Annotated in this window: 21 protein-coding genes; 10 read left to right on the forward strand and 11 right to left on the reverse strand. The window is 72.9% G+C overall.

Features of this window, described 5'->3' with window-relative positions:
• The first annotated feature begins 72 nt into the window (after positions 1 to 72).
• Complete coding sequence (locus tag KYY02_RS00640) at positions 73 to 690, forward strand: GNAT family N-acetyltransferase (RefSeq protein ID WP_371235397.1); 618 nt, start codon at positions 73 to 75, stop codon at positions 688 to 690.
• Here the strand turns inward: KYY02_RS00640 and KYY02_RS00645 are convergent.
• The 3 genes from KYY02_RS00645 to KYY02_RS00655 form a co-directional block, all read right to left on the reverse strand.
• Positions 668 to 1,333: a pyridoxine/pyridoxamine 5'-phosphate oxidase gene (locus tag KYY02_RS00645; protein WP_371235398.1), complete on the reverse strand. Its 666-nt coding sequence runs from the start codon at positions 1,331 to 1,333 to the stop codon at positions 668 to 670. The genes KYY02_RS00640 and KYY02_RS00645 overlap by 23 nt on opposite strands.
• Before the next feature lie 27 nt (positions 1,334 to 1,360).
• Positions 1,361 to 1,786: a pyridoxamine 5'-phosphate oxidase family protein gene (locus tag KYY02_RS00650; protein ID WP_371235399.1), complete on the reverse strand. Its 426-nt coding sequence runs from the start codon at positions 1,784 to 1,786 to the stop codon at positions 1,361 to 1,363.
• A gap of 211 nt (positions 1,787 to 1,997) precedes the next feature.
• Positions 1,998 to 2,633 carry a TetR family transcriptional regulator gene (locus KYY02_RS00655; protein ID WP_371235701.1) on the reverse strand — a complete coding sequence of 212 codons (636 nt, stop codon included), beginning with the start codon at positions 2,631 to 2,633 and terminating at the stop codon, positions 1,998 to 2,000.
• A gap of 134 nt (positions 2,634 to 2,767) precedes the next feature.
• Here KYY02_RS00655 and kbpA point away from each other — a divergent pair, with 134 nt between their 5' ends.
• Positions 2,768 to 3,490 carry an AfsK-binding protein KbpA gene (gene kbpA / locus KYY02_RS00660; protein WP_371235400.1) on the forward strand — a complete coding sequence of 241 codons (723 nt, stop codon included), beginning with the start codon at positions 2,768 to 2,770 and terminating at the stop codon, positions 3,488 to 3,490.
• Positions 3,491 to 3,672: 182 nt separating this feature from the next.
• Positions 3,673 to 6,063 (forward strand): protein serine/threonine kinase AfsK, encoded by a 2,391-nt coding sequence (gene afsK, locus KYY02_RS00665; RefSeq protein ID WP_371235401.1) that lies wholly within the window; start codon positions 3,673 to 3,675, stop codon positions 6,061 to 6,063.
• Between the two features lie 525 nt (positions 6,064 to 6,588).
• Here afsK and afsS read toward each other — a convergent pair.
• From afsS to KYY02_RS00685, 4 genes are all read right to left on the reverse strand, one after another.
• The gene (gene afsS, locus KYY02_RS00670; protein WP_371235402.1) at positions 6,589 to 6,777 is read right to left on the reverse strand and encodes a regulatory protein AfsS; all 189 of its coding nucleotides are present in this window, start codon (positions 6,775 to 6,777) and stop codon (positions 6,589 to 6,591) included.
• 206 nt (positions 6,778 to 6,983) lie between these two features.
• On the reverse strand, positions 6,984 to 9,941 hold the full coding sequence (gene afsR, locus KYY02_RS00675; RefSeq protein WP_371235403.1) for an SARP-family global regulator AfsR: 2,958 nt from the start codon (positions 9,939 to 9,941) through the stop codon (positions 6,984 to 6,986).
• Between the two features lie 125 nt (positions 9,942 to 10,066).
• Complete coding sequence (locus KYY02_RS00680; protein WP_371235404.1) at positions 10,067 to 10,468, reverse strand: nitroreductase/quinone reductase family protein; 402 nt, start codon at positions 10,466 to 10,468, stop codon at positions 10,067 to 10,069.
• Between the two features lie 12 nt (positions 10,469 to 10,480).
• Positions 10,481 to 11,992: a CehA/McbA family metallohydrolase gene (locus KYY02_RS00685; RefSeq protein WP_371235405.1), complete on the reverse strand. Its 1,512-nt coding sequence runs from the start codon at positions 11,990 to 11,992 to the stop codon at positions 10,481 to 10,483.
• A 118-nt stretch (positions 11,993 to 12,110) separates the two neighbouring features.
• Between KYY02_RS00685 and KYY02_RS00690 the strand changes: the two genes are divergently transcribed.
• The 4 genes from KYY02_RS00690 to KYY02_RS00705 all read left to right on the forward strand — a co-directional run bounded on the left by KYY02_RS00690 (position 12,111) and on the right by KYY02_RS00705 (position 16,618).
• Positions 12,111 to 12,317, forward strand: coding sequence for a hypothetical protein (locus KYY02_RS00690; RefSeq protein WP_371235406.1), 207 nt, complete (start codon positions 12,111 to 12,113; stop codon positions 12,315 to 12,317).
• Positions 12,318 to 12,431: 114 nt separating this feature from the next.
• Positions 12,432 to 13,295 (forward strand): LLM class F420-dependent oxidoreductase, encoded by an 864-nt coding sequence (locus KYY02_RS00695; protein ID WP_371235407.1) that lies wholly within the window; start codon positions 12,432 to 12,434, stop codon positions 13,293 to 13,295.
• Positions 13,296 to 13,339: 44 nt separating this feature from the next.
• Positions 13,340 to 15,928: a bifunctional FO biosynthesis protein CofGH gene (locus KYY02_RS00700; protein WP_371235408.1), complete on the forward strand. Its 2,589-nt coding sequence runs from the start codon at positions 13,340 to 13,342 to the stop codon at positions 15,926 to 15,928.
• A gap of 126 nt (positions 15,929 to 16,054) precedes the next feature.
• The gene (locus tag KYY02_RS00705; RefSeq protein WP_371235409.1) at positions 16,055 to 16,618 is read left to right on the forward strand and encodes a L,D-transpeptidase; all 564 of its coding nucleotides are present in this window, start codon (positions 16,055 to 16,057) and stop codon (positions 16,616 to 16,618) included.
• Positions 16,619 to 16,946: 328 nt separating this feature from the next.
• Here KYY02_RS00705 and KYY02_RS00710 read toward each other — a convergent pair whose 3' ends face one another.
• Entirely contained in the window at positions 16,947 to 17,465 is a 519-nt protein-coding gene (locus KYY02_RS00710; RefSeq protein ID WP_371235410.1) for a DUF2165 domain-containing protein, read from the reverse strand.
• 81 nt (positions 17,466 to 17,546) lie between these two features.
• On the opposite strand from KYY02_RS00710, the gene KYY02_RS00715 reads away from it, so the two are divergent.
• Positions 17,547 to 17,774, forward strand: a complete 228-nt coding sequence (locus KYY02_RS00715) for a hypothetical protein (protein ID WP_371235411.1) — start codon at positions 17,547 to 17,549, stop codon at positions 17,772 to 17,774.
• 369 nt (positions 17,775 to 18,143) lie between these two features.
• Positions 18,144 to 19,262: an ADP-ribosylglycohydrolase family protein gene (locus tag KYY02_RS00720; protein WP_371235702.1), complete on the forward strand. Its 1,119-nt coding sequence runs from the start codon at positions 18,144 to 18,146 to the stop codon at positions 19,260 to 19,262.
• 6 nt (positions 19,263 to 19,268) lie between these two features.
• On the opposite strand, the gene KYY02_RS00725 is transcribed toward KYY02_RS00720, so the two are convergent.
• Positions 19,269 to 20,828 carry a sodium:solute symporter family protein gene (locus tag KYY02_RS00725; protein ID WP_371235412.1) on the reverse strand — a complete coding sequence of 520 codons (1,560 nt, stop codon included), beginning with the start codon at positions 20,826 to 20,828 and terminating at the stop codon, positions 19,269 to 19,271.
• Positions 20,829 to 21,226: 398 nt separating this feature from the next.
• Here KYY02_RS00725 and KYY02_RS00730 point away from each other — a divergent pair, with 398 nt between their 5' ends.
• Positions 21,227 to 22,903, forward strand: a complete 1,677-nt coding sequence (locus KYY02_RS00730; protein ID WP_371235703.1) for a DUF8823 domain-containing protein — start codon at positions 21,227 to 21,229, stop codon at positions 22,901 to 22,903.
• 31 nt (positions 22,904 to 22,934) lie between these two features.
• Here KYY02_RS00730 and KYY02_RS00735 read toward each other — a convergent pair whose 3' ends face one another.
• Together KYY02_RS00735 and KYY02_RS00740 are read right to left on the reverse strand one after the other, a co-directional pair.
• The gene (locus KYY02_RS00735) at positions 22,935 to 23,825 is read right to left on the reverse strand and encodes an AraC-like ligand-binding domain-containing protein (protein ID WP_371235413.1); all 891 of its coding nucleotides are present in this window, start codon (positions 23,823 to 23,825) and stop codon (positions 22,935 to 22,937) included.
• Between the two features lie 313 nt (positions 23,826 to 24,138).
• Positions 24,139 to 26,688, reverse strand: coding sequence for a D-alanyl-D-alanine carboxypeptidase (locus KYY02_RS00740; protein ID WP_442538141.1), 2,550 nt, complete (start codon positions 26,686 to 26,688; stop codon positions 24,139 to 24,141).
• Positions 26,689 to 26,733 lie beyond the last annotated feature (45 nt).

A 26,733-nucleotide genomic window follows, 5' to 3' on the forward strand; every position in this document is an offset into this window, starting at 1 on the left:
TGGGTCTCGGTCAAGACCGGAATTGGTTGCGGATTGATCACGCGTGCGGGGATCGCGCGCCTGAATGCCCTCATGTCCTCCTCACCCGAACACACCCCGCCCCGGACCCTCCCCGAAGTCCGCGGCCACGGCCTGCGCCTGCGCGCCTGGGACCCGGAGCGCCGGGCCGACGTGGAGACGTGGCTGCGCGGCCTCACGGACCCGGAGTTCCGGCGCTGGAACACCCCGTTGCAGCCGGTCACCGATGCGGACGGTGCCCGGGAGTCGCTGCGCCGGGGCGCGCGGCGCGACGCGGACGGCACGGGGGCGTCCTTCCGGATCGCCGACGCCGGCACGGGCACGGTGCTGGGGCACATCGGGGTCAACGAGATCCACCCGGTGCTGCGGCGCGGCACGGTCGGCTACTGGGTTCTCCCCGAGGCCCGCGGCCGGGGCGTCGCCACCCGGGCGCTGCTGCTCGCCGCCCGCTGGGCGTTCACCGGGTCCGGCCTGCACCGGCTGGAGCTGGACCACGCCGTCGGGCACGAGGCGTCCTGCCGGATCGCCGAGCGGTGCGGGTTCCGCCAGGAGGGGACGATGCGCGGGGCCCTCTTCGAGGCCGGCCGGCACGACGCGTTCCGCGACGCCCATCTGCACGCCCGCCTCGCCACCGACCCGGAGACCGTCCTCAGGGCCACAGCGACTCCCTGACCCAGCCCTTTGCCCCGCGCCGGTAGCGGAGCCGTACGTGCCGCCGACGGGCCTCGCCCTGGAAGAACTCCACCTCGTCCGCCCGCAGCCGGTACAGGGTCCAGGACGGGGCCGGGGTGTCCGGCGCGTGCCGCGCCCGTTCCCAGGCCGCCTGCGAGGCCCGCACCAGCTCCTGGGCCGACCCGAGGACCGCGCTCTGCCTGCCGGTCAGCGCGGCCGCCAGCGCCCCGGTGGAACGGGCGTGCAGATCCGCCTGCGCCTCCTCGGCCGGGGCCGCCCCGACGGGCCCGCGCACCCGCACCTGGCGGCCCAGCACCGGCCAGTAGAAGGCCAGGGCGGCGTACGGGCGTGCGGCGAGGTGGCCGCCCTTGCGGCTGTGTGCGTGGGTGGCGAAGGACCAGCCGTCGCCGTCCGCGCCGTGCAGCATCACGATCCGCACGTCGGGCAGCCCTCGCGCGTCCGCCGTGGCCAGGGACATGGTGTGCGGCTCGGTCTGACCGGCGGCCACGGCCTCGGTGAACCACCGTGCGAACAGCGGCAGCGGCTCGGCGGGCGCGGCGGCCGGGTCGAACGCCGGCAGGTCGGTGACCTCCGGGTCCCACACCCGCAGCGACCTCAGCAGCTCGTGGAGATCGGGTTCCATGCACCGATTGTCGGGCGTCCGGCGGGCTCACACCGATCCGAGGTCCGACGACACCCACCGCTCGGGCCGCATCCGCACGACGACCTGCTCGCCGTGGTTCTTCCAGGCGAAGTCGACGTACCCCTCGACCTTGTCGGCCGGCAGGTAGCGCGCGGAGATCTCCCGCAGCCGCTCGATCGTGGCCGGGGTGGTGTCGAGCACCGGCCCCTCGACCGAGACGTAGCGGATGGTGGGTTCGAGGCGGTCGACCATGAGTGAGAACCGCCCCGCCGCGCTGATCAGCAGGTTCTTGCGCGAGTCCAGGCCGGTCATGATCCACACGTCGCCGCCGGGCTCGTACTGGTACCAGATCGGCACGGTGAGCGGGGCGCGGCCGTCCCCCGCGTCGACCGCCAGCGCCGCGACGTGCGGCTCGGCCAGGAACTGTTCGCGTTCTTCGCGGGTCAGGGCCATTCCGGGTTCCTCCTGCGACGTGTGCGTCGGGTGCCCACTCGGGGCTGCGATCGGCTCGCCGGTGCCCAACACCGGCCGGCGGCGCCGTATTCCCCTTTTCCCCTTCTCACCGGCATCGCGCGGAAAGCGACGGGCGGCGGTCCACCGGAGTGAACCACCGCCCGTCTGACAGGACTTGCGTGACCGTGCATCGGTGTTGACCGCCGGGCGCCTACTTCGCCGGCTTCTTGCCGGTGACCCCCAGGTGCACCAACAGGGCCAGGTTCGGCTTGAGTTCCGCCTGCTTCACGCCCCAGGAGGAGAAACCTTTCTGGTGGGAGGCGGCGGCCGCGAGCATGGCCACCAGGGACCCGGCGATCGCCGCGGGGTTCACGTCCTTGTCGATCCGTCCCCTGGCCTGCAGTTCGGTGACGGAGTCCGTCAGTGAGCTGTTCACGGAGTTCAGGATCTTCATACGGATCTTGTAGAAGCGCTTGTCGCCCTCGGCCGCGCCGAGGTCCACGACCCGCAGGATCGCGTCGTTGGCGCGCCAGAACTCCAGAAAGCCGTCCACGAGTTCCTGTGCCGTCTGCCAGCCGGCCTTCCCCACCCAGGAGCGGCCCTCCAGCAGTTCGCTCAGCCCGGCGCTCTCGGCGGCCGTGCGTTCGGCGATCTCCAGGACGGCGCCCTCGACGTCCGGGAAGTACTGGTAGAAGGTCGCGGGCGAGGTGCCCGCCTTGCGTGCGACATCGATGACCTTGACGTCCCGGTAGGGGGAGGAGCTGAGCATCTCGCTGAGGCAGTCGAGCAGTTTCTGTCGGGTCGCCTGCCCACGCCGACCGGCCACACGGCCGTCGACGGTACGCACTTGTCCTGTCATGACGTCAGCTTACCGACGGGCGATGGGAGCGCGATTCGGCCGACTGCAAATGGGGTGTGCGGGTCCGTGGAGGCTGGTGTGCCTGGTCTGCGGCCTGCGGGCGACGCGGTTACTTTGGCGGCATGGCCGAAAACAGGGCATCGGAGTACACGGAGGGCACCCCCTGCTGGGTGGACGCGCAGCTGCCCGACGTGGAGGCGGGCAAGCGGTTCTACGGTGAGCTCTTCGGGTGGACCTTCGAGGACCGGCCCCGGGGAACCGTGCGGGCGTCGAAGGGCGGCGAGCCCGTCGCCTCCCTCGCGCACAAGACGGACGGCAGGATGCCCACCGTGTGGACGGTCTCCTTCGCCACCCCGGACGCCGGGGCGCTGTGCCGGAGGATCCACGCGGCCGGTGGGCAGGTCGTCGCCCCGCCGGGGCCCTTCGGCGACCTGGGCGTCACCGCGCTGGTCACCGACCCCCAGGGGGCGGTGTTCTCCCTCTGGCAGGGTGCTCGGACCCCCGGCTTCGGACGCCGTCACGAACCGGGCACCTTCGCCTGGGTGCAGCTGTACACGAGGGACACGCGGACGGCCAACACCTTCTACGGCGGCCTCTTCCACGACGCCCTGTTCGGTCCGGGCGCCGACCCCGACTTCGGCCGCGCGCCGGTCTCCGACGTCTTCCCGGCCGAGATGCCGCCGCACTTCCTCGTCCACTTCGCCGTCGAGGACCCCGGGGCGGCCATGGAGGAGGTGGTCCGGCTCGGCGGCCGGGTCCAGGTCCCGCCCTTCGAGACGTCCTACGGCACGGCGGCCGTGGTCACCGACGACCAGGGGGCGTCCTTCGCGCTGCTGCGCCGTTGAGCCGTTTTCGCCCCCTGTGCCGTATGAGAACCTGGACACCCTATTTGTCGGCCGGTTCGCAACCGGGGGCACGGACAGGAACAATCGGGGTGCGTGCCGCCACGGCGGTGCGGTGGTGAGACGCTGCACTACGGTCGCGGGCACAGGTGGTGGCGCGACTCGTACGGGGAGGTGGCAGGCAAGTGGTGGATCAGCTGACGCAGCACGATCCGCGGCGTATCGGGCCGTTCGAGGTGCTGGGACGGCTGGGAGCCGGCGGCATGGGGCTGGTCTATCTCGCGCGCTCGGCGTCCGGGCGGCGGGTGGCGATCAAGACGGTCCGGACCGAACTGGCCGAGGACCAGCTGTTCCGGGTCCGCTTCACGCGCGAGGTCGAGGCGGCCCGCGCGGTCTCCGGTTTCTACACGGCGGCCGTCGTGGACGCCGATCCGCGCGCCGCCGTTCCGTGGCTGGCCACCGCGTACGTTCCCGCGCCCTCCCTCGAGGAGATAGTGAACGAGTGCGGGCCGCTCCCGGCCCAGGCGGTGCGCTGGCTCGCGGCGGGCGTCGCGGAGGCGCTCCAGTCGATCCACGGCGCCGGGCTGGTCCACCGCGACCTGAAGCCCTCCAACGTCCTCGTCGTCGAGGACGGCCCCCGGGTGATCGACTTCGGCATCGCCTCCGGTGTCTCGAACACCCGTCTGACGATGACGAACGTCGCCGTCGGCACCCCCGCCTACATGTCCCCGGAGCAGGCCAAGGACTCCCGCAGCGTCACCGGCGCGAGCGACGTGTTCTCGCTCGGCTCGATGCTGGTCTTCGCCGCCACGGGGCATCCGCCGTTCCACGGCGCCAACCCCGTCGAGACCGTCTTCATGCTGCTGCGCGAGGGCCCGGACCTCGAGGGACTTCCGGACGAGCTGCGCCCGCTCATCGAAGCCTGCATGCAGATGGACGCCACGGCCCGGCCCAACCCCGCCGACCTCCAGGCCCAGCTGGCCCCGCACCTGTTCGGCTCCGGCTCCGACGACAGCGGTACGGCGTCGGCGTGGCTGCCCGAGCGGGCGGTGAGCCTGATCGAGGCGCGGCGGGGCGGCCGGACGGTGGTCAGGCCCGCGCACGGAACCGGCCGCAGCGGCGGCGGGGCCCGCCCTCACATCCCCCCGCCGCCCCCGCACGACCCGGTCGTCCCGCCGCCGCCCCCGTCCAGGCCCGCCCCGGTGGGCGCTCCGGTGGGCGCTCCGGTGGGCGCCCCCGCGGGCGCCCCCGACGCCGGCCCCGTACGGCTGGCGGGCGTGGCGGTGCCCATCGGACCCGGCCCGCGCGTCGCCGACACGCGCGCGGCCGCCGCCAAGGCACCCTCGCCGGCCACCGCCCTGGCCGCCACCTGGTCCAAGCCCCGCCCCGGCGTCAACGGCGCCGACCCGGCCGTACCGGCGCCCGCCGCGCCGCCGGAGCAGCCCGGCGGCTGGCGCCCGTGGCGTTTCCGCATGTCCAATGACGTCTGGGGCACCCCGGCCGTCGACGGAGACCTCGTCTACGTCACCTCCTTCGAGGTGCACGCCCTCGACGTCGCCACCGGCCGGCGCCGCTTCAAGACCCGCGACGTCGCCTGGTCGATGGCGGTCGCCGACGGCCGTATCCACGCCTCCGACGGCCCCACCCTGTTCGCCCTCGACGCCCGCGAGGGCGGCGACCTGTGGCGGCTGCCCACGGACGCCTGGGTGTACTGCCTCAAGGCCGACCGCGGCACCGTCGTCACCGGCACGCGCGGCGGCGGCGTCCAGGCGTGGGAGGCGTCCACCGGCCGGAAGCTGTGGGAGGTCGGCGGCTGCCAGACCGACTTCGAGTCCCCCGAGGCCGGCCCCGCCGTCCACGAGGGCACGGTCTACGTCTGGCAGGACGCCCGCCTGCGTGCCCTGGACGCGCGCACCGGCGACGAGCGCTGGTCGTACCCCATCGGTGACGCCGCCTCCTGCGGCGGAGTGCCCGTCCGGGTGACGCACGCCCCCGACGGCTACGTCTACGTCTGCGCCGGCACCCGTGTCCTCGCCCTGGAGATCACCACCGGTCACGTCCGCTGGCACTTCGAGGCCCCGGCGGTCTTCCTCGCCCCGCCCGCGTTCGTCCCCGGCCCCGCGGTCACCGGCGGCGGCCTCTACCTCGCCGACTACCTCGGCACGGTCTACGCCCTCGACGCCGCCGACGGCCGCGACCGCTGGCGCATCGCCACCGAGTCCCGCGCCTCCGTCGACCCGGTCCTGGTCGCCGCCGGCCACGTCCACGTGGGCAGCGGCAAGGGCCTGTACACGCTGGACGCGGTCACCGGCACGCCGAAGTGGCGCTTCCAGTCCGGCGGCGAGATCGTGGGCGCGCCCGTGGTCGCGGAGGGCCGCATCCACTTCGGCTCCAGCGACCACCTGCTCTACACCCTGAAGGCCGACGACGGCCGCCTGAGGTGGAAGCTGGCGACCGGCGGCGAGATCACCGGCTCCCCGGTGGTCCGGGACGGCGTGGTGTACGCGTGCAGCAAGGACCGCTGCGTGTACGCGCTGGACGCGGAGAAGGGGACGGGGACGGCCCGCACGGCGTAGGCGGGGTGCGGGCCGGCCGTCGTGCCGGGGGGCACACGAGGGCGGCCGGACGGCGGACGTCGCCGCGCGGAGCGGCGGCCCGCCGCTCCCGCCGCAGACGCCATGCCGGGTGCGCGACGGTCACGAGCCGGACAGCACGTGCATCACGGCCGTACGAGGAGGGGGCCGAGGGTTCCCTCGGTGGCCGGGTGAGGGGTCGGGGCAGGTGGCTGTCGAGCGGCGCCACGACGCTGTCCTGAGGGCTCGCCGGCGCATGTGGCTGTCGGCCGGCGCAGGACTCGCGACGGCGCCGGTGACGCCGAGGACCAGGGCGATGGTGGCGAGCGCCTTCCCGGCGCGGGCCATGGGGTTCCCGCGGTGGGGAGCAGACCCGTACGGGAGGGGACGCCATGACGGGCGGTGTCCGCTGTTCGAGCGACCTGAACGGTTCTCGGCAAAGGCCGGGCGGAGAACTCCCGTGGACACACGTCGGCCGCGACGGCTCCCCCTCCGCGCCGCCGCGGCCGATCCCCGCTGGGACGGGGTCTACCTGCCGTCCAGGTTCAGGGCGGGCGGAGCCGGGGAGTGCTGGTCCAGCGTGGTGATCTCCGGGTCCCTGGCGGGCGGAGCCGGGGAGTGCTGGTCCAGTGCGGTGATCTCCGCGTCCGTGGCCGACGGCGCGGGTGAGTGCTGGTCCTGAGTGGTGAAGCCCTCGGCGTTCGTGGTCTCGCTCATGGCTCTGACTCCCGGAATCTCAAAGTGTGCTGAGCTGAGGGAAGCGCCCGTTCGGTGGCTCCCCCGTGGGCCGCCGAACGGGCGTCCGAAAGGTCTCGCACCAGGTGTGAGACCGAGGAGATCCGCCTGCCCCCCGACGCGACGGATCGACGGAATGGAGCATGTCAGGCGCACATAAACGTTCGATGAACGCCCTTGCCGAGGGCTCAGGAGGTGGTGAAGAGCGAGAGGAGGTCTTGGACCTCGTCCGCTTCCGGCGCGGACTGTTGCTCGAACACGGCCAGCGCGTCGGACCAGCACGCGCGGGCACGGTCCGACTGGTTGAGAACATGCAGTGCTTTGCCCAGCAGCGTCAGGGCGTTCGCCCGCATCCACTCACCACCGATGCAGCCGGTGGACAAGGCCTGCTCGGCGTGTCGCGCGGCCTCGGCCGGACGGAGCGCCGCCAAGTGCACCTGGGCCAGCCGGAAGTGCGTCGTTCCCTCCCAGAGGCGTTGCCGGCTCTCCAGGAAGATGCTCAGCGCGTTCCGGAGTTGCGCCAGGGCCTCGTCCAGCCTGCCCGCCTGTGTGAGGACGATCCCCGATGCGTATCTGGCGTTGGCGAGGCGTACCGACAGCCCCAGCTCGTCGTAGATGTCGATGCCCCGCTGGGCGAGCTCGACGGCGTGGTCGCTGCAGCCCATGGAGGCCATCACCCTGGACAGGTTGCACACGGCGCTGGCCTCTCCCGGCTTGTTGCTGTCCGCCTGGAACGCCGCGACGGCCCGCAGCAGGTACTCCTCGGCGTCGCGGAAACGAGCCGTGCAGTTGGCGATGATGCCCAGCTGGTTGGGTGCGGCACTGCTCGCCCAGGGGTCGTTCGCCTCCTTGTTGAGCCGGTCGGCCCGTCGGGCTTCCCGCTCCGCCTCGTGAAAACGGCCGGCCTGGCTGAGCACCTGGGCGAGTACGGTCCTGGCGCGGACCTCGGCGCGGGTGTCCCCGAGTGTCGCAGCGGCCTCGCACGCGGCCAGTGCGGTCAGCTCGTAGCGGCGCGAACCGGCTCCCGACTCCGCGAGGTCGATGGCTGCCAGGAGGAGGTCGACGGCCCGCCGCAACGTGGCGGTCCCCAACGACTGCTGGACGCAGGAGAGGAGCGGCTCGGCCTCGGCGTGCAACCAGTCCAGGGCCTCGGCGGCATCCGTGACCTGACACGTCTCGAACCGGCTCGTCTCCAGGTGGGCGACCGTCCGGTCCCCCGGCCGCTCGATCGCGTAGACCCTCGCCGCCATTGCCAGATAGAAGTCCAGCAACCGCGACAACGCCGCATCCCGCTCGCTCGGCGGCTGCTCGTCCCTCTCCGCGCACGCACGCGCGTAGAGTCGCACCAGGTCGTGGAAGCGGTAGCGTCCCGGGGCCGCCGACTCCAGCAGGGACGTGTCCACCAGGGACTCCAGCAGGTCCTCCGTGTCCTCCGTCGGCAGGTCCAGTACCGCCGCTGCCGCCGCCAGCGAGATGTCCGGGCCGTCCGCCAGGCCCAGCAGCCGGAACGCCCGTGCCTGGGCCGGTTCCAACTGTCCGTAGCCCAGCTCGAAGGTCGCCTTCACCGCGAGGTCGCCCGCCTGGAGTTCGTCCAGGCGGCGGCGTTCGTCGGCGAGCTTCGCCGCCAGGACCGAGACCGTCCAGGTACGCCGTGCCGCCAGCCTGGACGCCGCGATGCGGATCGCCAGTGGCAGGAATCCGCACGCCGCCACCACGTCCAGGGCCGCTTTCCGTTCCGCCCCGACCCGTTCCTCGCCCACGATCTTCGTGAAGAGCGCCAGCGCCTCCTCCGGCGACATCACGTCCAGGTCGACCAGGTGCGCGCCGGCCAGGCCCACCATCCGGGTCCGCGACGTCACCAGCGCCGCGCAGCCCGCCGTCCCCGGCAGCAGGGGCCTCACCTGCGCCGCGTCCCGCGCGTTGTCCAGCAGGACCAGGACCTTGCGGCCGTCCAGGACCGAGCGGTACAGCGCCGCCCGCTCCTCCAGCGAGTCCGGGATCGCCGAGTCCGCCGTGCCGAGGGCGCGCAGGAAGGAGCCCAGGACCGTCTCCGGCTCCGCCGACCTCGCGCCGGTGCCCTGGAGGTCGACGTACAGCTGACCGTCGGGGAAGGCGGTCCGGGCCTGGTGGGCCACGTGGACCGCCAGGGTCGTTTTGCCGACGCCGCCGATGCCCGCCAGTGCCGACACCGCCATCACCCGGGCCCGGTCCCCGGACGTCGGCGCGAGCACCTCGCTCAGCTCCCGTACGAAGGACGCGCGCCCCGTGAAGTCCGGCACCGTGGCCGGGAGCTGGGCCGGGCGGACGGGGGCCGCCACCGGCTCCGGCAGGGGGGCGGAGGGCTCCGCCAGGTCCGGGTCGGCCCGCAGGATGCGCTGCTGGAGTTCCCGGAGGCCGGGGCGCGGGTCCACGCCGAGTTCGTCGGCGAGGAGGCGGCGGGTGTCCGCGTACACCGCGAGCGCCTCCGCCTGGCGGCCGCTGCGGTACAGGGCAAGCATCAGCAGTTCGCGCAGCCGCTCCCGCAGCGGGTGCGCCGCCGTCAGCGCCGTCAGCTCCGAGACCGCCTCCGCGTGGCAGCCCTGCTCCAGATCCATGTCCAGCCTGGACTCGAGCAGTTGGAGCCGCCATTCCTCCAGGCGGACCCGCTGGGCCTCCGCGTACGGGCCCGGCACTCCGGCCAGCGTCTCGCCGTCCCACAGGGACAGGGCGCGGTTCAGCACGTCCCGTGCGTGGCACAGGTCCCCGGTGTTCCGAGCCTTCTCCGCCTCCGCCGCCAGCTCCTGTGCCGCCGCGAGATCCAGTGCCCCCTCGCCGAGCCCGCGCACCGCGTAGCCACCGGACTCGCTGACCAGGATCCCGGGGTCCAGCACCTTCCTCAGCCGGGAGGCGTAGGTGCGCACCGCCGCCAGCGCCTGGGAGGGGGGTTCCTCACCCCACAGGGCGTCGATGAGCTCGGCCGCCGTGGCCGTACGGCCCTCACGCAGCAACAGGGCTGCGAGCAGAGCGCGTTGCTGGGGGCTGCCGGTGGCGACGGGCTCGTCGTCACGCCAGGCGCGCACCGGGCCGAGCACGCCGAAGCGCAGCGTCGCGGGCTCCGTCGAGGAGCCGGGACGCCGCTGCTCCGGTCCCCGCGGCACACCGTCCATACCGTCCCCCTCTGCATCCTGAGCAACTACGCCAGTTTGCCTTGTTCGTGGCGGATGCGGCAGCCGTGGGAGACGGTGGTCACACGGGGAACGACGGGCCGTCACGGTGCCCACACGGTGCGTCCTCAGCCGTCCAGATCCACCCGCACCGTCAGCAGCCCCGCCCCGAAGGCCCGTACGGCGGCGCTGTTGAGGCGGGGCAGGGCGCGCAGCCGGGCCACGGGGGCGTCGTCGGGCAGGAGATGTGCGGTGCCGGTGTGCCAGCGGCCCCGGATGCGCATCCGCACCCGGGGGTCCGCCCTGATGTTGCGGACGTACTGCGACCGTTCGCCGAACTCCGACACCAGCCAGAAGGAGTTCCCGACCCGTCGGCCGCCCACCGGGGTCCGGCGGGGCAGGCCGGAGACGCGGCCCGTGGTCTCCAGGAGGGGCTGGAGCGGCAACCGGCGCAGGACGGGGTTGATCCGGCGCTGGAAGGCGGTGGCGCTCCGGTACTTGCGTTCGGCGTGCGAGGTCCCAGGAGTCATCGTGCGGTGAGCCTACCGGCGGCCGAGGAAGATCGGGTTGGTGAATCCGGCCAGGGCGCCGGGCAGCGGTCCGGCGGCCGTCTCGTGCCGCAGTTCGGCACGTACGTAGGCGGCGTACGACGCTGTGGTCCGCCACTCCACCACGCCCGCCCCGGACACCGGCAGCGGGCCGCCGGTGTGCAGCACGCCCTGGTCGGTCACGAACCGGACGGTGCAGCGCGGGGCGCCGGCGACCTCCAGGCGGACGGTGACCGGGGTCTCCCCGTCCACCCGCAACCGCTCGCCGATGCCCGCGTGTTCGCCGCGCCCGCCGGACGCGGTGAAGCCGAGGGACACCTTGCCGGACTCGGCGACGTACGAGCGCCCCGCGCGGATGCCGTCCAGGACGGCCTCCCGGGTCAGGTCGTCGGCGAGGACCACGGTCTGCGGGCTGCCGACGGCGTCCGGGTCGCGGTGGGCGTCGCTGCTGCCCATCGCCGGGATCCAGTCGCGCCCGTCCCGCACGGACGCCACCAGCATGCCGTCCCAGTCGGCCAGCGCCACCTCGTCGTCGGGCGTGTACGGGCCGTTCCACACCTCCACGGCGTCCGCCTCGCCGAAGCCGAACTTCCAGTTGCAGCCGATGCAGGTGGCGTGCGGATGGGCGGGGACGACCAGGCCGCCGGCGCGGCGGATCTGCCGGGCGAACCGGCCGAAGCGGTTGTCGCGGGCGCGGTAGCGCCAGTCGACGAACGTGCCGGGGTCCGTGCCGATCGCCACCACGTGGCCGTTCCTCGTGGTGACCTCCTCGCCCAGCAGCACCAGCAGGTCGTCGCCGGCCGCCCCGGCCCAGTGGGCGTGCGCCGCGTGCGTGTTGTGCTCGCTGCTGTTGATGAAGTCCAGCCCGGCCGCGCGGGCGAGCGCGGCGATCTCGGCGGGGGTGCGGCGGCCGTCGGAGTACCAGGAGTGCAGGTGGCAGTCGCCCCGGTACCAGGCCCGCCCCCGTCCCCTGGCCCGCTCCGGCGGGTACACCGGCCGCACGGTCTCGCCGGGCTCCCCGTAGGCCAGCGTCACGGTGATCTCGTACGACAGTCCCTGCGGGGCCACGGTGTAGGGGCCCAGCGCGATGTGCCAGGTGCCCGCGCGCACCGGCCCGGGGAGGTAGCCGGGGGTGGCGTCGTCGGCGCGGAGGAAGAACTCCGTGCGGGCCCCGCCCGACCAGCCCCGGAAGCCCCGGCCGCCGAGGCCGGTGCCGCGCTCGTCGAAGATGCCGATGTCGAGGGCGTTGCCGGTGGTGCCGGCCGGCACGGCGGGCCGGTCGTAGGTGTAGGCGACCTTGATCTCGCGGACGCCGTCGGGCACCTCGACGGGGACGTACACGAAGTCGGGGGCGCCCGGCGGGAGGGTGCCGCGCACCGTCCGCGTCTCCCGGCCGTTCCGGTCCGCCGCGGAAGCGAAGCTCACGCCTCCCAACGTGAGCGCGGCGGCGGCGCCCGTCACGAACACGGCGCGCCGCCCGATCCCGCTCTGATGCTCCTCGCACATGCTGCTGCTCCCAGGTGTCGTTTGATGACAGGGCTTGGGTGGTGCAGGGTCCGGTGCGGTGCCACCTTTGTCGTGAGCGGTGAACTGCCGTATAAGGGAAGGGAATCGACAGCAGACCATGAGATTCGCCTGGTTCGTCTGGCTCATTCGGCACATCAACGGGTTCGGTTTCGGTCACGGCCCCGTGAAAGGCGCGATCGGAACGGCCGCCGTGCTGCTCACCGCCGTGCTGCTCGGCTTGGCGCTGCGCCGCCACCGGCCGGCCGACCTGGTCGTCGGCGGTCTCACGGCGGTCGCGGGGATCGGCCGGCCGGCCTTCCACTGAGCGGGGTGCGAGGGGCCCGGGGGAGGCCGGGACCGAATGCCGACCGGTCGGTATGGACAGGTGGGGCCCGCACGGGTATGGATGGGTCCGTCGTCCGCGTACGAAAGGCCACCCATGCGCATCGCCGTCACGATCTTCCTCACCGACGAGACGATCACCCCGGTCCGGCTCGCCCGTGAGCTGGAGCAGCGCGGGTTCGCCGGGCTGTACCTGCCGGAGCACACGCACATCCCCGTCGAGCGGACCAGTCCGTACCCGGCGGGCGGGGAGCTGCCGCGGGAGTACGGCCGCACGCTCGACCCCTTCGTCGCGCTCGGGCAGGCCGCCGCCGTCACCGAGCGGCTGGGACTCGGTACCGGCATCACGCTCGCCGCGCAGCACGACCCGATCGACCTGGCGAAGCAGGTCGCGACCCTGGACCACCTCTCCGGCGGCCGGTTCACGCTCGGCCTCGGTTTCGGCTGGAACGTGGAGGAGGCCGCCGACCACGGGGTGCGGTGGCGCACCCGGCGGGAGCTGGTGCGGGACCGGATGGGACTGATGCGGGCGCTGTGGGCGGAGGAGCCGACGGCGTACGACGGGGAGTTCGGGAGTGTGCGGGCGAGCTTCGCGCACCCCAAGCCGGTGCAGAAGCCTCGCGGGCCGGTGGTCGGGCCGCGCACGCTGGTCGGCGGGGCGGCGGGACCGAAGCTGTTCGCGAGCGTCTGCGAGTACGCCGACGGCTGGCTGCCGATCGGCGGCGGGGGCCTGACGGAGTCGCTGCCCGCACTGCGCACCGCCTGGGCCGACGCGGGCCGTGATCCCGGCGCCCTCCAGGTGGTGCCGTACGCCGTGCGTCCCAGCGAGGGCAAGCTGGCCCACTTCGCGGAGCTGGGCATCGAGGAGGTCGTGGTGCAGCTGCCGCCGGAGGGGGAGACGGGGGTGCTGCGGGCGCTGGACGCGTTCCAGCCGTTCGTGGACGGGCGGGCGACCCGATGAGGACGGGCAGGGAGGCCTGATCAGTCCGAACGTATGCTCAAAGGATGACGACTTCCGTGACGACCGGAACCGGCGGCCCCACCGAGAACTCCCTGCGGCGCGCCCTCAGACGCGCCCGGGACGGCGTCTCCCTGGACGTCTCCGAGGCTGCGGTCCTGCTCCAGGCGCGCGGCGAGCACCTGGAGGACCTCTCCGCGTCGGCCGCCCGGGTGCGGGACGCGGGGCTGGAGGCGGCGGGGCGGCCCGGTGTCATCACGTACTCGAAGAGCGTCTTCGTCCCGCTGACCCGGCTGTGCCGGGACAAGTGCCACTACTGCACGTTCGTCACCGTGCCCGGCAAGCTGCGCCGGGCCGGGCACGGGATGTTCATGTCGCCGGACGAGGTGCTGGACGTCGCACGCAAGGGCGCCGCCGCCGGCTGCAAGGAAGCCCTCATCACCCTCGGCGACAAGCCCGAGGACCGCTGGCCGGAGGCGCGCGAGTGGCTCGACGCGCACGGCTACGACGACACGATCGCGTACGTACGGGCGATCTCCGTCCGGATCCTGGAGGAGACGGGACTCCTCCCGCACCTCAACCCGGGCGTCATGACCTGGACGGACTTCCAGCGACTGAAGCCCGTCGCGCCCTCCATGGGCATGATGCTGGAGACCACCGCCACCCGTCTGTGGTCCGAGCCCGGCGGCCCCCACCACGGTTCCTCGGACAAGGAGCCCGCCGTGCGGCTGCGGGTCCTGGAGGACGCGGGCCGCTCCTCGGTCCCCTTCACCTCCGGCATCCTCATCGGCATCGGCGAGACCTACGAGGAACGCGCGGAGTCGCTGTTCGCACTGCGGAAGATCTCCCGCGCCCACCACGGCATCCAGGAACTGATCATCCAGAACTTCCGCGCCAAGCCGGACACCGCGATGCGCGGCATGCCGGACGCGGAACTCGACGAGCTGGTCGCCGCGGTCGCCGTCGCCCGGCTGGTCCTCGGCCCCTCCGCCTGTCTGCAGGCCCCGCCGAACCTGGTCGACTCCGAGTACGGGCGGCTGATCGCGGCCGGCATCGACGACTGGGGCGGCGTCTCCCCGCTCACCATCGACCACGTCAACCCCGAGCGCCCCTGGCCGCGGATCGACGAGCTGGCCGAGAAGTCCCGGGCGGCCGGTTTCGAGCTGCGCGAACGGCTCTGCGTCTACCCGGAGTTCGTGCGGCGCGGCGAGCCGTGGCTGGACCCGCGGCTGCGCCCGCACGTGGCCGCGCTCGCCGACCCGGCCACCGGCCTGGCGCGTCCCGACGCGCTTCCGCAGGGGCTGCCCTGGCAGGAGCCGGACGAGGCGTTCACCGCGACGGGCCGCACCGACCTGCACCGCACCATCGACACCGAGGGCCGCACCGGTGACCGCCGCGACGACTTCGACGAGGTCTACGGCGACTGGGACGCCCTGCGCGAGGCCGCCGCTCCCGGAATGGTGCCCGAGCGCATCGACACCGACGTGCGCGAGGCCCTGCGCACGGCGGCCGACGACCCGACGAGGCTGACCGACGCGGAGGCCCTCGCCCTGCTGCACGCGGACGGACCCGCCCTGGACGCCCTGTGCCGGGTGGCGGACGACGTGCGCAAGTCGGCGGTGGGCGACGACGTGACGTACATCGTCACCCGCAACATCAACTTCACCAACGTCTGTTACACCGGCTGCCGCTTCTGCGCCTTCGCACAGCGCCGCACGGACGCGGACGCCTACACCCTCTCGCTCGACCAGGTCGCCGACCGCGCCCGGCAGGCGTGGGACGTGGGCGCGGTGGAGGTCTGCATGCAGGGCGGCATCCACCCCGACCTGCCCGGCACGGCGTACTTCGACATCGCGAGGGCGGTGAAGGAACGCGTCCCCGGCATGCACGTGCACGCCTTCTCCCCGATGGAGGTCGTCAACGGCGCGACCCGCACCGGCATGTCGGTCCGCGAGTGGCTCACGGCGGCGAGGGAAGCCGGCCTGGACACCATCCCCGGCACGGCCGCCGAGATCCTCGACGACGAGGTCCGCTGGATCCTGACCAAGGGCAAACTGCCGGCGGCGACCTGGACCGAGGTGATCACCACGGCCCACGAGCTGGGCATCCGCTCGTCCTCGACGATGATGTACGGCCATGTCGACCAGCCCCGCCACTGGCTGGGCCACCTGCGCACCCTGGCGGAGATCCAGCAGCGGACCGGTGGGTTCACCGAGTTCGTGACCCTGCCCTTCGTGCACACCAACGCCCCCGTCTACCTGGCGGGCATCGCCCGTCCCGGCCCGACGGTCCGGGACAACCGCGCGGTCACGGCGATGGCCCGCCTCCTGCTGCACCCGCACATCCCCAACATCCAGACGAGCTGGGTGAAACTGGGCGCGGAGGGTGCGGCGGAGATGCTCCGCTCCGGGGCGAACGACCTCGGCGGGACGCTGATGGAGGAGACGATCTCGCGGATGGCGGGATCGTCGTACGGCTCCTACAAGTCGGTCAAGGACCTGATCGCGGTCGCGGAGGCCGCCGGACGCCCCGCCAAGCCCCGTACGACCCTGTACGGCGAGGTGCCGGAGGAGCGCCGTCGTGCGGCGGAGGCGTCGGACGGCCACCTCCCGGAACTGCTGCCGGTGCTGGACTGAGACGAGCCGCGGGAAGCGCCGGCACTGGCAGTAGGATGATCCGAACCGCGTTCGATCGGACCCGCGGTCTTCGGACCGGAACCCGTGGCCCTCGATCGGGACCCGTAGCTGAGGAGATGCGTACCGGTGCCTGCCCGTCTTCCTTCGTGGGCCTGGGTGACCGGGCTGACCACGGGGGCGATTGCCGCGGTGGCGGTCCTGGCCGTCCAGGCGGACCAGGGGACGAAGCCCGTCGCCGCCACGCCCCGGCCGAGCGCGTCGGCGACGGCGGACGCGAAACCGTCCGCCGAGCCGCAGGAGAAGGAACCGGCGGTACCGGCCGACTCGGGCACCGGCCGCCGGATCGTCTACTCCCTCGGCGAGAAGCGGGTCTGGCTGGTGGACGCCGGCGACTCCCCCCTCCGCTCCTTCGCGGTCTGGCCGGGCACGGTCGCCCCGGACCCGGGCACGTACACGATCGGCGAGCGCACCGAGGCCACCACCGGCAGCGACGGCGTCCCGGTCGAGCACATCATGTACTTCGCCCAGAAGTCCGGTGTCTTCGTGGCCTTCTCCAACGCGGTCGACGGCTCCTCGCCCCCGCCCGCCGACCCGGGCGCGCAGACGGGCGGCATCCGCGTCGCCAAGCCCGACGGCAAGGCCCTGTGGACCTTCGGCGCGGCGGGCACGACGGTCCGGGTCGTCGAGTAGCCGCGGTGGAGCACGAGGGCACCGGTCCCGGCGACGTGCGTGGTCACCCGGTGTCCTTCGGTCGGCGAGCGGACGCGTACACGAAACGAACCGCAGGGCGCGCCTCGTCGACGAGGCAGCGGACGCGGCCGTCCGCTGCCTCCTCGCACTCCTCCCGGGGATGTTCCCGACCTCCGAGGCCGGCCCTGGCCGGCCGGCCGGCCGCGGAACGGGTGCCGACGGCCGAGGTCCGCTCGGGACAGGGGACCTCCGCGCAGGGCGTCGAGGCAGCGGCGTGTGTTCCCCGGAGGGAGCACGGACCGACGGTGATCCGGAACGTGCTCCGAAGTCAGTCGGAGGGGTGCTCGGACCGTCCGCTCTGCCGGTCCGGCAGGTGGTCGACGAGCAGGACCACCCCGCTGAGCACGAACACCCGCAGCGCCGCGTCCAGACCGTTCCAGTCCTCCGACTGCCACATCGCGAACCACTCGCCGCCGATCGCCATGAAGCCGGCGCCGAACAGGAGCATCACCATCAGCAGGCCGTACGTGGAGACGCTGCGGGCGCGTGCGTGGTCGTGGCGGGCCCAGAGCCAGGTGCCGTACACCAGGACCAGTGCGGCGGCCGTCTCCCAGACGATGATCGCGACGTACGCGGCGTCCTGCACGCCCTCGTCCGTGATCGCGCGCCACATCAGGTCGTCGTCCCTGAACGTGGTGTCCATCGCGAGGACGTGCCGGACGAACTCCTGGTTCGTCCCGAAGTCCGTGATGTTGCCGAGGGCGACCAGCGCCATGTAGAGGGCGACGGAGGCGGTGAGGAGCGTGGCGGCGAGGGGCAGCGCGCCGCGCGCGTTCGTGGTGGGCATGGCGGGTTCATTCCCCGTACGGCAGTCCCTACCCGGGGAGTCGAACCGGAATGAGGGCGGTCGGGACACGGGTGAGGGGACGTGCGTGCGGTGCGGGAACGGCTGTCGAAGCAGCGGGTCGTCCGACGGCTCCGACGCGCCGGGCGGGTGGCCCGCAGCGCCGGACGCGAGCCGTTCCGGGCGGCCTTCGGCGTCCCGCCCGAGGACGAACGGCACCGCTTCCTGTTCCGCGTGCACGGCGCCGCGGGGGTCGGGAGGACCTTCCTGGTCCGGGAGTTCGGGCAGATCGCCCGGGAACGGGGGCGCTGACGGCGTACGTCGACGGGAGCGCGGGCAGCGTGCCCGAGGTGCCGGCCGCGGTGTGCCGTCAGGCCGCCGACCGGGGCCACCGCTCCAAGGAGTCGGACAGGCTGCTGCCGGCGCACCGCGAACGGCGCCACGAGGCGGAGCCCGCCGCCCCGGACCCGGAACCGGAGGGCGGCCCGTCGGCCCCTCCTCCGCGTGGACGCGCGCCCGGCGGGACGCGGTCGCACGCCACCGCGACGGCTGGGACCCCCCTTCCGATCACTCACTTCACACGCCTCACACCTCGCGTACCTCATCGCCCCCTGAACCGACCGTCCCCGTTCGATTACAGTGCTGGCACCGCACATACGGACGATGTCCCGGGAGGTCGGGGTGGGCGGTACCGCCGGGCCCGTGTGGGGGCGCCGTGAGCAGCAGGACTTCCGCGCCCGGGTGCGCGGGACGCTGCTCGGGGTCGCTCTCGGGGACGCGCTGGGCGCGCCCGTGGACGGGGTGACGGCCGACGGGATACGACAGGCGCACGGCGCGGAGGGCCTCGTGGATCTCGCCCCCGCCCACGGCCGGCGCGGCGCCGTCACCCACCACACCCAGCTCACCCTCTTCTCCGTGGACGGCCTGATCCGCGCCCAGGTGCGGCGCGACACCGGCGCCTGGCACCCGCCGACCGATCTGCACCGGGCGTATCTGCGCTGGGCCGCCACCCAGCGGGACTGGGGCCCCGACGAGCGGCGCAGGGACGACGGCTGGCTGGCGCGCGAGGAGTGGCTGTACGCCCGCCGGGATCCCGCCCGCCCGCTGCTGCTGGGGCTCGGCGACGACACCATGGGCACGCTCGAGGCGCCCAAGAACCCCGGTGAGGCGGGGCCCGAGGCCGCCGCCCGGTCCGCGCCGTTCGGGCTGCTCGTCGGCTGGGACCCGCAGCTCGTCGCGCAGCTCGCCGTGGAGTGCGCGGCACAGACCCACGGCCATCCGGTCGCCTGCCTCACGGCGGGCGCGTACGCCGTGATCGTGCACGCGCTGGCCCGGGGCGGGAGTCTGGACACGGCGGTGCAGCACACGCTCGCGCTGCTGGCCGCCCGGCCGGGGCACCAGCCGGTGTCGGACGCGCTCCAGCACGCGCTGGGTGCCGTACGGCAGGGGACGCCCACCCCGCAGCGGATCACGGAGCTGGTCGGGAACGCCACCGCCGAGGGGCTGCTCGCCGCCGCCGTGTACTGCACGCTGGTGGGGGAGGACGTACGGCAGGGGCTGTGCCTGGCCGTGAACCACGACGGACCCAGCGCCGCCGCCGGGGCGCTGACCGGCGGGCTGCTCGGGGCGCTGCACGGCGAGACGGCCCTCCCGCCGGCCTGGCTGGCCGAGCTGGAGGGCCGTCCCACGATCCTGGAACTCGCCGACGACTTCGCGATGGAGATGACCCAGGGCTCCGCACTGCACGGACCCGCCGGTTCGTCCCCCGCCTGGCTGGCGAGATACCCGAGGGGCGCCTGAGGGCCGTCAGTCCCGCACCCGGGCGGTCCTCTCCGCCGGGGCCGGAACCGGGACCACCGCCGCGGCCGAGTCGTCGTCGGTGTTGACGCGTTCGATGATCGCCATCCGCTCCGGGGTGTCCTCCGGCTTCACGTAGCCGATCAGCACGTAGAGGACCAGCGAGACCGCCAGCGGGATGGAGACCTGGTACTCCAGCGGCACGCCGCCGTCGACGGCCCAGTGGATCGGGTAGTTCACCAGCCAGAAGGCCAGCAGGCCCATGCCCCAGCTGGTGAGGGCCGCCGTGGGGCCGGAGCGGCGGAACGGCCGCAGCAGGCCCAGCATCATCGGGATGGCGATCGGGCCCATCAGCCCGGCCACCCACTTGATGACGACCGTGATGATGTCCTTGAAGGTCGGCGAGTCGACCTGCGTCGCGACCGCCATGGACAGGCCGAGGAAGACCACCGTCGTGATCCGGGCCGCGAGCAGGCCGGACCGCTCGCCCCACGCCCGCGCCCTCGCCGACAGCACCGGCGCCACGTCACGGGTGAAGACGGCCGCGATGGCGTTGGCGTCCGAGGAGCACATGGCCATCGTGTGGGAGAAGAAGCCGACGATGACCAGGCCCAGCAGACCGTGCGGCAGCAGCTGCTCGGTCATCAGGGCGTAGGAGTCGGAGCCGTCCGCCTTCTGGGACTCCACCAGCAGCGGCGACATCCACATCGGGAAGAACAGGACCAGCGGCCAGACCAGCCACAGCACCGCCGACAGCCGCGCCGAGCGCTCCGCCTCCCTGGGGGTGGGGGTGGCCATGTAGCGCTGGGCCTGGTTGAGCATGCCGCCGTTGTACTCGAACAGCTTGATGAACAGGAACGCCAGCAGGAAGACCGTTCCGTACGGCCCGACCAGCGGCTCCCCGTGGCCCTGGAGCTCCGGCTCGTCCCACGCCCCGAAGAAGCCGCCGTGGTCGCCGAGTTCGACCAGCACCGCGAAGAACATCGCGAGACCGGCCAGCAGCTGGATGACGAACTGCCCGAGTTCGGTCAGCGCGTCCGCCCACAGACCGCCGATGGTGCAGTAGATCGCCGTGACCACACCGGTGATGAGGATGCCCTGGTTGAGCGAGACACCGGTGAACACCGACAGCAGGGTGGCGATCGCCGCCCACTTCGCGCCCACGTCCACGATCTTCAGCAGCATGCCGGACCAGGCCAGCGCCTGCTGCGTCTTCAGGTCGTAACGGTTCTTCAGGTACTCCAGCGGGGACGCCACGTGGAGTCGGGAGCGCAGCCGGTTGATCCGCGGGGCGAACAGCTTCGACCCGATGGCGATGCCCAGGGCGATGGGGAACGACCAGGTGACGAAGGACGTCACACCGTAGGTGTAGGCGATGCCGGCGTAGCCGGTGAACATCACCGCGCTGTACCCGGACATGTGGTGGGAGATGCCGGAGAGCCACCACGGCATCTTGCCGCCGGCCGTGAAGAAGTCGCTGACGTTGTCCACCCGCTTGTGCGACCAGACACCGATGGCGACCATCACGGCGAAGTAACCGATGAGAACCGCCCAGTCGAGACCGTTCATGTCCCCCCTTCCAGGGTCTTCCTTGTGAACTCCGCTCAGCTGGTTGGCACTTCGCCTGAGCGGGGTAGGAACGAGGAAGGCCGCGAAGTGCCCGCTCATCGTGGGCGTTATGACACGATCATGACAAGGAAGTGTCAGGTCAAGAGCGGGTAAAATGTTCGCCTTGATGACTTCTGTTCATATGTATGAACATCCAGCCGGCTGGGTCGATCCGTCGTCGCCGGTGCGCGAGCGGTCACTGGGGTTGACGGCCCTACAACTGCGGGGTCCCTGCTGCCAACGGCCGGTGGTCGATTAGCGTCTACATGAAGCGAGACCCTCCCGCACAAGTCGAATGGATAGCCGCAGTGGCCTTCGCCGAGCTGAGCCCGCACCGCCCTGCCCTGCGTGACAAGTCCATGCGGGATCGCCGGTCCTGGCACGAGCGCCACCGCGTCCCTCTCACCGTCCTGGTGTGTTCCCTGCCGCTGTACGGAGTGTGGGGAGCGGTGCTCGCGACTGGCGGCGGTGACCTGGCGGCGCAGGTCGCGTGGGCCGAGTTCGCGAGGATGTATCCGGGCTACGCCTACAACCTGTTCTGGTACGGCGGCCTGCACACGGCGAACTACAGCGTGATCTCGCCGTACCTGATGGCGGCCCTGGGAGTGGTGCCCGTCACCTTGCTGTCGGGGCTCGCGGCGTCGTGGCTCGCCGGCGCGGTGGTCCAGCGCACAGGGGTGCGCAGACCGGTCTGGCCCGCACTGGTGGTGATGTTCTCGCTGTGGTGCCAGGTGGTGTCCGGACGCTCGACCTTCATGCTCGGCAGTGCCTTCGCCATGGGCGCCGTGCTCGCGGTGGTCAGCGGGCGCGGCGGCCGGCACCTCACGCTGGCGGCTCTGGCCACGGCTCTGGCCACGATGGGGAGCCCGGTCGCCGGGTTGTTCCTCCTCGTGGTGGGAGCCGCCTATCTGCTCACGCGCGAGTGGGACCGCGCCCTCGTGCTGATCCTGCCGCCGGTCGCCGTGGTGGCCACGACCACACTGCTCTTCCCGTTCGAGGGTGAGCAGCCCATGCCGCTCGTGCGGATATGGCCGCCCGTCCTGCTGTGCGCGGTGATCATCCTGGCGGCACCGAAGGCCTGGCGGCTGTTGTGGTACGGCGCCGCCGTGTACGCGTTCGGGGTGGTGCTCTGCTACCTGATCGCGTCACCGATCGGCACGAACGTCGAACGCCTCACGGAGCTGGCGGCGCCCGCCGCCCTGCTCGCCATAGTGATGTACCGGTGGGACGGCCGCGAGGGGGACGGCACGCCGCCCGTCTGGCGCCCACTCGGCCGGCTCACGCCCAGGCGGCGGAAGGTGGGCTGCGCGGTGGCCCTGGCCCTGGCCCTGACCTGGCTGTCCGGCAAGACGATCGCCGACATAGTCACCAACACCGAGGTGCCCGAGTGGGCCGTCGAGACCGACGGTGTGGTCAACGAGCTCGAGCGGCTGGACGCCTGGCGGACGAGGGTCGAGGTGGTGCCGGCCCGTGACCACCGGGAGGCCGCCATCCTTGCGCCCTACATCAACATGGCGCGCGGCTGGAACCGCCAGGCCGACGTGGAGCGCGGCCGCCTCTTCTACGAGGGGCACGGCGGGACCGAGGTGCCCGAGGGCACCTTCACCTCCAGGGCCTACCGTGCCTGGCTCTCCCAGTGGGCCGTGGGCTTCGTCGTCCTCGTCAACGGTGAGCCGGACGGCCCCGCGAAGCTGGAACACGCGTTGGTGAGCAGTGAGCCGGACTACCTGGACCTGGTGTGGGAGGACGCCAACTGGAAGATCTACCGGGTGAAGAGCGCGACTCCGCTCGCCGACGAACCTGCCTCGGTGGTGAAATCCGACGGCGCCAACCTCGTCGTCCACATGCCGCGGCCCGGCACAGTCACCGTGCGGGTCGCCTACTCGCCCTGGCTGTGGGCGGACAACGGCTGCCTGGCCCCCGAGGGCGAGTTCACCCGGCTGACGGTCCAGGAGGCGGGTGACGTCCGGATCAGCTCCCTGTACGGCGGGCCCTCCCGCGAGAAACCGTTGAAGTGCGAGGAGACGGAGCAGTGACGCGGGCCGCGGCGCGGCGGCGCGCCTGCCCTCAGTCCCGGGTGTCCAGGACCCGCCGGGCCGCAGTCAGCCGGACGTCCTTCGTCGCCTTCAGGGCCCGGAAGCTCATGGGATCCGCCTTGATCAGGCCGCGCTGGATGCGTGTGTCGGCGGCGGACCAGACATCGACGACCCCCGTCTCCTCCTTGCAGCGCACGTCGGCACGCGCCGTCTCGATCTCGCGGGCCGAGGGCTTCGGGGAGCGGGCCCAGTCCGGGTCGCCGGCGGCGGCCATGGGAGTGCTGTACCGGAAGCCGCCCTTCTCCATGCAGGCGCTCCACGTGCGGAACACCTTGAGGACCTCGCCGTCGCGCTGCGACGCCTCGTACGCCTTCTTGGCATAGCCGTTCATGACGCCGTAGTCGGACTCCGGCACGTCCTCGAGCAGCTTCTCGTGCGCCTGCTGCCAGCAGCCTTCGGTGCCGTCGCGGCCGTAGGCGGCGAGCAGCACGTCCTCGTCCAGGGATTCCGCGCGTTCTTCCTGGGCCGTCGTGAACCGCACCTCCGCCGAGGGGTCCGGCGGAGTGTGGTAACCGAACCGGCGTGCCACCGGGTCCTCGATGACCCCGTACCGGCGCCGGTACGGCGGGTCCGCCTTGCCGTTGGCGACGACCACGTTCCCCCTCCGGTTGAGCACCAGGGCGTAGTACCCCGAGCCGCCCGGTCCTCCCGCGGTGGTGCGTTGGCGCGCTTCGAGCGGAGGGGACGTCGTGGTCGCGACGCGTACGCCCCCGAGGTCCACCAGGCGCAGGGACGCCAGGAAGTCCGGGGCGTGCGGGGTGCGCACGTCCACGGGGGCCAGGGCGTGGGAGAGGTGGCGTTGCCAGGTGGTCAGCCGTTCACTTCTGGGCAGGAGTTCGGTGCGGAGCTCTTCGACGATCACCGTATGAAGCCCTCCAGGTGGAGCGCACTGGACGTCATCGAGGCTGGACGGGAGGAGTGAAGACTGGTCAGATCTCTCAACTCGGTCCTGTGGTTTTTTCCCTGGTACATGGTCAGGCGGTTCTGTGACTGTTGGCGATCGCATTGACACCAGAAGTGATCAAAGCATTTACTGCTGACGTTCGGCCGTGCAATTGAATAGGTCAACGAGGTGGGGGACGCGCCACGGCGACCGGGTCCGGAGACGGGGAAACGGAACAGCGCCCTGTCCGGTCCACGCGGACCGGACAGGGCGCTCGATGTGTCGGAGCGGATCAGGTGAGACGCGTCAGCCTGTTCGTGAAGCCGGGCTCCACGAGGTCCTCCCGCAGGGCGACCGGCGCCTCGACCGCGCCCTTCGTGCCGTCGCCCACGGTGAGCGTGCCGACCTTGGTGCCGGCCTTCGCCGTGTGCGGCAGATCCTCCGCGGCGAACATCAGCTTCACCGACAGGCCCGCCCAGCCGACCGCCTTGACGTCCTCGGTGACGGCGACGGGCGTACGGCCGCCGAGACCGTCGTCCACGTACCCGACGACATCGCCCTTCTTCAGGATCCTCGCCGAGGTCAGCGCCTCCTGGGCGGCCCGCAGCGCGGGCTTGCTGACCTCGTTGACCGTCTTCAGGATCGACGGGCCCTTGTGCTGGCCGAGGATCGCGCCGACGACGACGACCGTCCGACCGTCCACCTCCTTGCGGGCCGCGAAGAGCAGGTTGCCGCCGGCCTTGGTGGTGGAGCCGGTCTTGATGCCGATCGCGCCCATGGTGTAGGGCAGCTCGTTGTAGTTGGTCCAGTACTTCCCGGTCGGGTCCGTCCAGCTGGCCGCGCTGGTGATGGCCACCATGGCCGGAATTCTCATGGCCGCGATGCCGAGCTTCGTCTGGTCCTCGGCGGTGGAGACGGTGGTCTCCTTCAGCCCCGAGGGGTCGGTGTACGTCGTGTTGGTCATCCCGAGCTCCTTGGCGGTGTCGTTCATCTTCTTGATGAACGCCTCCTCGGAACCCGCGTCCCAACGCGCCAGCAGACGCGCGATGTTGTTCGCGGAGGGGACCATGACGGCCGACAGCGCCTGCTTCTCGGTGAGGAAGTCGCCGGCCTTGACGGTGTTGAGCGTGGACTCGCCGTCCTTGTCGTAGCCGCCCTCCTCCTCCGCCCTCGCGTCGACCTCGATCTTCGGGCCTTCCTCACCGGGCTTCAGCGGGTGCTCGCGCAGGATGATGTACGCCGTCATGGTCTTGGCGACCGAGCCGATGGCGACCGGCTTCTGTTCACCGAAGCGGTCCATCGTGCCGATGCCGTCGCCGCTCATCCAACCCTGGCCCTCGTCCGGCCAGGGCAGCTTCACCGGGTCGCCGTCGAAGGTGTGGGTGTCCTCCGCGGTGAGCACCAGGGTGGGAGCCGGCAGCGGGCGTACGGCCTGCACGATCGCAAAGACGATCGCGAGGAGCGCGACCAGCGGCGCCCAGATCTTGACGCGCCGCACGGCCGTCCGCAGCGGGGTCTGCGGGGGCGGCGGGGTGTTGGTCAGCTCGGCCAGCAGGTCCAGCGGCGGCTTGGGCGGCAGCGGCTGCTGCGTGGTCCGCTCGGGGCCGACCTGCGGGAGCGAGGCGGTGGGGGCGGCGGGCGTGGCGGGCGGCTTGCGCACGCCGAGGTCCTCGTCCCGCCTGAGCGCGACGAACTTGCTGGTCCGCTCGGACTCGGCCTCGGTCGCGCGGCCCGCCGTGCCCAGCTTGAGCATGGTGGTGGGCTGGTCCACGGCCGGCGCGGAGGGCCGCCCGGTCCGGAACACGGCGGTGGGCTGGTCGACGGGGCCCCCGGTCTTCGAACGGCCGTCCCGGTCCTCGTCCTTCGCACCGGAGGCCCCGGGGACGTCGTCCGCCGCTCCGGGCCCGTCCTCGCCGTCCTGGTCGTCGCCGTCCTCGCCGGCCGCCCTCCGGGCACCCGGGACCGGCTCCGCGTCCGGCCTCCCGTCGCCGCCCCCGGACGACGGACCCGCCCCGGGGCCCTCCTCGCCCGGGGCCGCGTCCGCGGGGGCGGCCTGCGCCGTGCCGGCGGCCCCGGAGGAGCCGCCCTCCTTCGCGTCCGCGTCCGGCCCGTCCTGCGCGGCGTTCCCGGCCTCGTCCCGGCCGCGGGCGGCGTCGCTCCGGGACGCGCCCGCGGGCGTCCCGGGGTTCCCGGGCGCCTCCGCGGCGCGGGACGCGCCGTGCGCGGTGCCGGCGGGCTTCGGCGCGTGCGGGTCCGTGCCGGTCCCAAAGGCGGCCCTGCGGGCCTTCCCGGGCCCGTCCTGGCCGTCGGAGGCGTCGGTCGCGGGCTTCGGCGCGTGCGGGTCCGCAGCGGTCCCGGAGGCGGCCTGTGCGGCGTTCCTGGACCCGTCCTCGGCGCGGGACGCGCCGGCCGTGGTGGTGGGCGCCTCGCTTCGGGCGTCCTCGGGGCCCTCCCGGTCGTGGGAGGCGTCCGTCGTGTCCGCGTCCGCGGCCTCGCCCCCCGGCTTCGCGGCGACAGCCGCCGTCCGCCCGGAGGCGTCCTCGTCCGCGGTGTCCTCCCGGCCGGACTCCGGCTCCGCCCCGGGCCCGTCCTGGCCGCCGGAGGCGCCGGACTCCGGCGCGCCCGCGTCCGTACCGGTCCCGGAGGCGTCCGCCGCCCCGTCGGCGGCGCCCTCCGGCCCCTTCCCGTCCGATTCCGCCGGGCGGACCCACGTGGCCGCCGCCTCCCGCAGGCGGCCGGGCCCCCCACCCCCGTCGGCGGGCGCGTCCTCGCGCACCGACAGCACACGGGTGGCCGTGTCGACGTTCCCGCGGCCCCCGGAGGACTCGGCCTTGCGGCTCACCGCCAACCGGGGGTCCCGCTTCCCGGGAACCGGGCCCCCGCTCCC

This window comes from Streptomyces pimonensis, from assembly GCF_041380215.1.
GTDB lineage: Bacteria > Actinomycetota > Actinomycetes > Streptomycetales > Streptomycetaceae > Streptomyces > Streptomyces pimonensis.